A 7,752-nucleotide genomic window follows, 5' to 3' on the forward strand; every position below is an offset into this window, starting at 1 on the left:
AATAAGAGAAAATCCGTTAAAATTATCTTGATTTTATAGATGTGTACACTCTGTGAATGCAATATAGTATTTTATATAAAAACATGGTATTTTTTTATCCTTAACTAGGATTGAACCAAGTTTTAATTCATAAATATAACGACTACACGCTTGTTGATGGACAATTTAAGGCTTGGTTTAACGTTGGTAATGACATAACATTATTACCAGAATACCAAACAAAAATCAATGAATATGGTTCCAAACAAGTACTTTTAACAGCAACTAACAACCCTGACAATTCAATTCCTCCTACGTGTCCGTGGCCTTTAGGAGAATATTGGGTATTTTACCCACACGCTAATAATTTGGAATATGTTTGGGCTTGTGGAGGTATAGGTAATGATTTGACTAATGAAGGCCGTCCGACAATATTTAGAGCCCCTAAAGAGATAAACGTCAATTATCCTAATGGTAGGTATTTACATTGGAATAGTGAATTAGATGTATGGGATAAACCTGAAAGAGTTTAGTTATAGTTAGATTGAATTTTAAAATAAATAAGTTCAAGTTTAGAATTAATATTTTGGTATAATTGAAAATAGTAAGTCAGATTGGATTAGACTACAAGTAGCCCTCATTTAAATTAAAAGAAAGAATTAAAATGGAAATTTGTGGATATTGTGGTGAAACGAAGAAGTATGTATCAAATGCAACTTCTGTATGGACGGGAACTTATTGTGAAGATTGTTTGCGCTTATGTAGAAAAGATTGTTTAGAGGCAATTAAAGATATTGAAGAACAAAGAAAATTATTGAATTTGTAAATAGTCAAAGATATTAAGAAATGTAAGTTCAAAATTTGCATTGGTATTTTTAAATATAATAAATTTGAGAAATTAGGAATAGGGTATTCGGGAATTAGAGGTCAAGAGTTGAAGATTTGGAGTGTCGGCTGTTGAGCCCTCGAATATTCCACGTCTTCAGCGTGGAGTTGCCTTCAATGTGAGGATTGTTTGAGGTTATGTCGTCAAGATTGTTTAGAGGCTATTAAAGATATTGGAGAACAAAGAAGATTGGCGAATTTGTGAATATTGAAAAATGGCTTTGTGTAAAATTGTATATAGTCATCAAAAATTATTCTTCGTGATATTCGTGTAAAACAACCGTCTTATATTTTCCAATTTTTTTTTCAAAACCCAAAAACGGAAGCGAGATAATTGAAAATACTCCTGCAACCTGCGAACCGCTTTTTTCAACCATTTTTGCGACCGCTTCAATTGTTCCGCCGGTTGCGATTAAATCGTCAATTATCAAATAATTTTTGCCGACCTCAATATCCGTCTTGTGAATTTCCAAAGTCGCTTGTCCATATTCCAAATCGTACGATTCTTCTATGGTTTTACCGGGGAGTTTTCCTTTTTTGCGGGCGAGAATAAGCGGAATCTTCTTTTCTTTAGCGTAAATCGCACCCATAACGAATCCGCGGCTTTCCACGGAAATAACCGCGTCGATTTTTGTATTCTTGAATGCCTCTAACATTTTTTCGGATACGAAATCAACGGCTTGCGGACACATAAAGACCGACGTTATATCATAAAACAGTACGCCTTTTTTTGGAAAATCCGGGACTTTTCTAATTACTGAATCAAGATTCATAAAAAAATTCCTTCCATACTTTTTAACTTCTTTGTTATTAATATAATATTTGCTCAAGTAAAAGATACTGTTTTACGGGAAACGCCTTAAAAAAAGAACCTCTTTTTTTTCATATTACACCTCTTAATAAATCGAAGACTTGAATACACTTTTCATAAAAACTTCTCTTTTCTTAAACCGTTGACTATCAATTACTCATTTCTCTTTCCAATTGCTTGAATTTTCGGAAATGAATGCCGACATCTGCAAATAATGTAAAATTATGCGAATCAATAACGACTTTATCTACGAGCGTTTCGTTTCTGTTTAAGTGCCTTGTTTTATTGCCTACAATCGTTGTAACAGCCATGCCGACTTTAACGGTAAAATATCTGTATTTGAAACCAACGCCGACCGGAACGGAGAAATCCAAAATCAACAAACCAAATTCTGAATATTTTTCATAACCGTACGCAAAATTTGCCGGATCAAACATTTTACCGCCAAGTCCGTCATAATAGGTAAGTGAAAATTGCGGATTTGTAAATATTTCAAAATAAGAAAAATTATCTAATTTTTTTCTTGTTCCTATACTGGGTCCGCTACACAAGAAATAGCTCGTTTTATAGCCTGCTGTGCGATAGCCGCCAAAATCTCCTTCGTAAAGATATCTTCTAATTGAAGTTTTAATGAACGACGAAATTGCTATATTTTTAAACAACGAACTTTCTCCATTGTCCACATGGTTAATTTTCAAACCAAGTTCACCTACAAGTCGATAAAAACCGAACAATGGCATTAATGCGCCTGTGTATGCCATAGTATATAACTCAAAATTTTCTTTCTTACTGCCAATTATTATATAGTAGTCGGAAAATTCCATAAACCCATCGTATGGCGTCAAATAAATAGTGTTTGAATACATGGGATATTTGTTGTTTTGCACTTGCGTCTTATAGTAATGTATAATCGATAATTGATTATAATGCATTCGCCCGCCGAAAGAAAAACCTTTATTGACGTATGGAGAAACAAACGCTATGTCTAAAGCGGAATAATTTATACTCGTTATTGTAAAAATAAATAAAACCGAATTTTTCAATTTCACAATTTATCCGTTTATTCCGTTAAATAATTTGGATTATCAAACTTAAATTCTCCGGCCTTTGTTATAGTAAATCCATAGTTTTTACCTATAATTCCTCCGTAATAATCCTTAACCATCAGAAATACTTCATAGGTTTCACCATCTTTTAATCCTATATTCAAATCAAAAAGTTCCGTACATGAAAAAACTTTCTCGGCATCTTCTCCATCTACATCTATTATTAAATCACTATTTGTAAAAGCACTGTCTGAGAAAGATTCACCTTTTTTGCGAATTTCCCAAACGTACAACAAATTTTTACTAGACTTATTATTATGATCATATGCTTCCGCGTATAATTCCAAAACCATATCACTACTATCACCGCCATTTAAAACCGGAATGTCTCCTTCGTAAATGTTACCAGGAGTTTTTGATATGTTATGCAGTATAGAAATTCCAGATGTTTTTATTATCGGCGGAGCAAGAACAGGAATATTTAACATTTCTTTCAAAGAAGTATTTCCGCCATTATTAATTATTTCCGCTTCAATTTGGTAATTACCAGTAGAATCAAAAGTTTTACACAGCATTGAATCAATTTTCGGAGAAGAATCGTTTTCCCAAATCGAACTGACAAAGTATTGCTTTAGTTTTGCTTTTACTTCGTAGTTTCCAGCGGTCTCAAGCCAAAATGTGTTATTTATTATTAACCTTTGTTCTGTTTTAATAGTGGTATCTTGATTTACTCCTCTTATATATAAATTAAAATCATTATTTGATTTCAATTTAGTTCCAATAATTATATCGGAAGCGGTTCCTCCGGAATCAATCGACTCGCTGAAGAAGTCAATATATAAGTTTTCATAACAAGACAAATCGCTAAATCCGGACAATACGCTAATCCCATTATTTTCATGCCATTGATCGTCATTAAAGGACGTATTTTTATGTATTACTTTTGCAACATAGGGTTTTTCTGACATCCCTTTTTTTAAGTTTGCTTTTGCGACTGGAATAGAATTGCGAAGAGTAATCTGTTTTGTCACTAACGCAGAGTCACCTTCATCGTCTTTAATTTTAACTGAAACGTTAAAACATCCTTCTTTTATGTTCACCGTCAGTTTACCTCCGCCCTCAATTTGCAGGTCAATAGTTCCATCGCCGCCAGCTTCTACAATATCCCAATCAGAAACGGAAACAACATTAAAGGTTATATCCCCATTATTTCTACTGTAATAATCATGATATGTTCCGTTACCGGTAATATCCCAGTAATAAAACATATCATGAGCAGACAGATCGTGCCAAAGTTGATATCCCTTTTCGGGAAGATTTATAAGTAATTTTGAATTTGTAGTTATTGTATTTTTTGTCGAATCTTTGTGCAAAATCCAAACAGCGTCCGGATCTCTTGCATAAGCCGTAAAAGTATATTTCGATTTACTTTGTTTTATAAATGGTTCCCCATTAATTTTCTGATGCTCTAACGGTAATTCTGCCAATATTGCGTCAATCAAAATAAACCTTCCGACCGCTATTGAGAATTTTGTTACCCCGTAATTTTCATCTTTTGCCAATTTATCAAATCTACTGCTATATCTTATATAACAAGCATAGTTTCTGGCGCGTGTATTACAACTACCGTCTCTACCAATATTTTCTTTAGCCCATTTTAATGCCTTTAAAGTCCTTATACCATATTCTGCTATAGCATCATAAATAGAGCCGGTAAAATAAATATTGGACATACTGCCCCAATTATCTTCATTCAATGCTTTTTTTGCAGCATATTCATTAGCCCTTTCTCTTCTATCGTCCTTATCTTCTGAAGTTCCCGTATAATCATCTAAGGCATGAGAAAAAGCAACTCCTGCGTCTCCAATATTGTGAATTATTTGTTCATATGCTCTTTTTTTACTAAATCCCATTCTTTCGAATTTGTTATATTCACGGCTAACTATTGAACACAATTTATAATATAACACTTCACGATCATTTTCTGGTTGTCCGTTTTCTATCCATTTTCTCATATCGCTTTTTACAACGTCCCATTTTAATTTATCAACCATAAAACCACTCCAACATCCATGTATTTTGTCGTACTTACTAAATATATCTTTTGATCCACCTACCGCAACCATATTATCAAAAAAATCGTACATATCCATAACACCCATCACAAATCCGTCATAATCTGTAAGTAAATTATCCATTCTATGATGACCGATGTTAAGCATTCTCAAATTGTTTGTTCCGATCGGAACTCTTAATGGAACCAAACGTTGCCAATGAAAACCATCGTCTTCTCCCGGTATAACGCTAATACTATCTTCATCGCATAAGCCTATGTACAAATATTTGTTTATACTGTCCATTGTAGCGATATACCGAACATTTTTGAAAAATACAATGTCGCCAGTATTATAAAATGTACTGTCGTTCCAAAACGAAATCGACTGTGAGAATGCCGTTTTAAATAAAAATAAAACAAAAAGAATCAATCTGTTTTTCATAAAATCACCTCAATGTTTATATCTTTTTAATTGTATACGTAAAATCTAATTCGACATTTTTTGTTTGAGAATCGCTACAAACAGGCAAAATCGTATAAGATTCACCTTTGTACAAAAACGACGAGTCCGCCCAATATTCAGGGGTTCCTTTCACCAAGATTACGGGCTGTTCACTAATAAAAACAAACCTTATTCTTCTATTCATTTCAGATTTGTGACTGTTGTATTCGCGCCATTTTAATATTATAGGCATTCCAGATTTATAATCTTTTTCATCCAAAACAAATTTTTCTTGCTGTAAAGGGTTTACATTAATAATAAGTTTGCGTTTACCAATTTCAAAGTCATCTTTATCATTATAATCTACATAACCTTGTGCCGCAACCATTAATCCGTAATAATAAAGAACATTACTTTCTGAACAATAAATCATTTCATCATAATAAATTTCTGGGTAAGGAGCTGTATCAATGTATTCTACCAATTGCTCTTTTGAATAAATTTTCTTCTTTTCCACATCAATAATATCGGAATGAAACACTACCGTCTCTACAAAACCATCCGGGAAATAAATATGGTCTTGAGAACATCCACACAAAAGAATTAAGGTAAATAATAAAATTAACTTTTTCATAATTTTACTGCCTCAATTCTTTTCTCTAATGTGCAGTTGATTCCATTGACGAAAAGACAAATGCGTTCTTTTGGCCTTTTCCTCATAATCAGCAGGTTCGTCATACATTAAATTATATCCGGATGTTTTATCGCTGTCGTCTTCAAACAGTGACATTCCGAGTAAAATTGCCACTGCACAAGCAAAGTTTCTTTTGTAAAGATCATTATTTGGGTCTACTTTTGCATATGCCGCTCTTGCGCTCGAAAACCTTTTATATTCTTTGTCATCTTCGTCATAAATAATAAATTCCGAATTTATTTCATCAGACAAAATAATCTTACAATCATAATTTATTGTGTCTGTTGTCAATTTCAATCTGCAAATCGCTTGATTAAAAATACTGTCGTTAGCCCATTTTACAATTCTCGCATTACTGACTGTATCTCCACCTTCAATTCTTACTTTTATATTTCTCCAAGGGTATGCCACTATATAAGCGGTATTTTCTTTTACAAGTATTTTTTCATCATTCTCTATATTGTCAATCAAGTCGTTAATATCTCTTGTTTCGCCATTATACTCAAAATCCGAACCAATAACAATTAAATTTTCCTGTTTGTATTTTCCGAATTCCCCTGATACCTTGATCAAATATTTATTCTTTTTATTTTTAATATTTGTCGGGACATTTATAAAATTATTGTCGCACAAGGAAAATTTTACATTCTTTGAGCTCTCTTTATCATACGCGCAAACAACATAATTACGATAATGCAAGTCTGCATTTTCCTCTTCTACCTCAAAATTAAAGTAAGTTTCAACATCTCGCTCATCAGCCGGAATGGAAAATATGGCGTAAGTAAGAATCTTCCCATTAGCATTGAAAGAAATTTCTCCGTATCCGTATTTTGTATAACAAGTATCCTCTTCAACAATTTTTGCATTTTCCAACATTATGTTCTTAAAACTCGAACTGCCGTTTACTCCCATACGAATTTCAAGTTCACTCTCCTTCTCGTATTTTTCCGGAGTCGGATCTTTTCTACAACTAACCAAAAACAAAACCAAAAAAAATAACAAAAACATATTTTTCATTTTGCTTTCCTCTTATTTAAACTGTTGAGTGTATATTTGAGCTTTTAATTTGACTTCGCCGATAACAACCGGTAAAATATGATAACGATTATTGTCTTCAAGTGCTTTTATTTTGTTCGTATCGGTTTCTGCAACAAGAAAAATCGGTTTCCCAATGAATTTACCGTTTACAAATTTTCGAGTTGTATAAATATAATTAGAGTTATTATCGTCTACACCTTGGCGATAAAATCTGACCACTAACCTTTGTCCTGAAACAATCTGATTATCTTTCTGAAAAAAGATATATACATCTCCACTGTCAATGCCGTCAGAGTTACTGTTTTTGGGATGATAAAACCGCAATGTTAAGGCACTTCTGCCGTATAACAATTTATATAAATCGTTTTTTGAGTCTACTTTTACGGCAATCTCTCCTATTCCGTTACCGACAATAAATTCGCCATCCAAATTTAATATTCCAAACCCGACTTGCGGTATATTAGGCGGAACAGAAATTTCATATGCTCCCATATCAACTTCTTTCCCGAGCGGACGCGATGTTTTAGCAATATCTGTTTCTATTTTCATATCTGTACCTCTATCAATACAAGGACTACCTTTTTTTAACATCAACCCGTCATTTTCTGTTCCGAAGCAATCTACATTTCCTTTCGGTTTATCGACATCTACAAACAACGGATCGTCATCAATATTCCCCTCACCTGCAAATCCGTTTCTTACACAAGAATATTCAACGTCAAACCCATCACCCTCAAACTCTCTCTTCTCATCCCAAAGAATCGTATTAACAACCTTCACCCTCGAATTCTTAGACACAAC

General features: G+C 33.3%; 7 protein-coding genes. 1 reads left to right on the plus strand and 6 read right to left on the minus strand.

Going from position 1 to position 7,752, the window contains the following annotated elements:
* Positions 1 to 110: 110 nt before the first annotated feature.
* A complete protein-coding gene (locus LBH98_06700; protein ID MDR0304437.1) occupies positions 111 to 512 on the plus strand; it encodes a hypothetical protein in 402 nt (133 codons plus the stop codon).
* Between the two features lie 603 nt (positions 513 to 1,115).
* Here the strand turns inward: LBH98_06700 and LBH98_06705 are convergent.
* From LBH98_06705 to LBH98_06730, 6 genes are all read right to left on the minus strand, one after another.
* Positions 1,116 to 1,637, minus strand: a complete 522-nt coding sequence (locus LBH98_06705) for an adenine phosphoribosyltransferase (GenBank protein ID MDR0304438.1) — start codon at positions 1,635 to 1,637, stop codon at positions 1,116 to 1,118.
* 187 nt (positions 1,638 to 1,824) lie between these two features.
* On the minus strand, positions 1,825 to 2,724 hold the full coding sequence (locus tag LBH98_06710) for a hypothetical protein (protein ID MDR0304439.1): 900 nt from the start codon (positions 2,722 to 2,724) through the stop codon (positions 1,825 to 1,827).
* 11 nt (positions 2,725 to 2,735) lie between these two features.
* Positions 2,736 to 5,219 carry a hypothetical protein gene (locus LBH98_06715; protein MDR0304440.1) on the minus strand — a complete coding sequence of 828 codons (2,484 nt, stop codon included), beginning with the start codon at positions 5,217 to 5,219 and terminating at the stop codon, positions 2,736 to 2,738.
* A gap of 16 nt (positions 5,220 to 5,235) precedes the next feature.
* Positions 5,236 to 5,853 carry a hypothetical protein gene (locus LBH98_06720; protein MDR0304441.1) on the minus strand — a complete coding sequence of 206 codons (618 nt, stop codon included), beginning with the start codon at positions 5,851 to 5,853 and terminating at the stop codon, positions 5,236 to 5,238.
* Between the two features lie 12 nt (positions 5,854 to 5,865).
* On the minus strand, positions 5,866 to 6,930 hold the full coding sequence (locus LBH98_06725; protein ID MDR0304442.1) for a hypothetical protein: 1,065 nt from the start codon (positions 6,928 to 6,930) through the stop codon (positions 5,866 to 5,868).
* 12 nt (positions 6,931 to 6,942) lie between these two features.
* Positions 6,943 to 7,752: hypothetical protein (locus tag LBH98_06730; GenBank protein MDR0304443.1), on the minus strand; the 810-nt coding region annotated here is incomplete at its 5' end.

The organism is Chitinispirillales bacterium (assembly GCA_031254455.1).
In the GTDB taxonomy this organism is placed as follows: Bacteria; Fibrobacterota; Chitinivibrionia; order Chitinivibrionales; family Chitinivibrionaceae; genus WRFX01.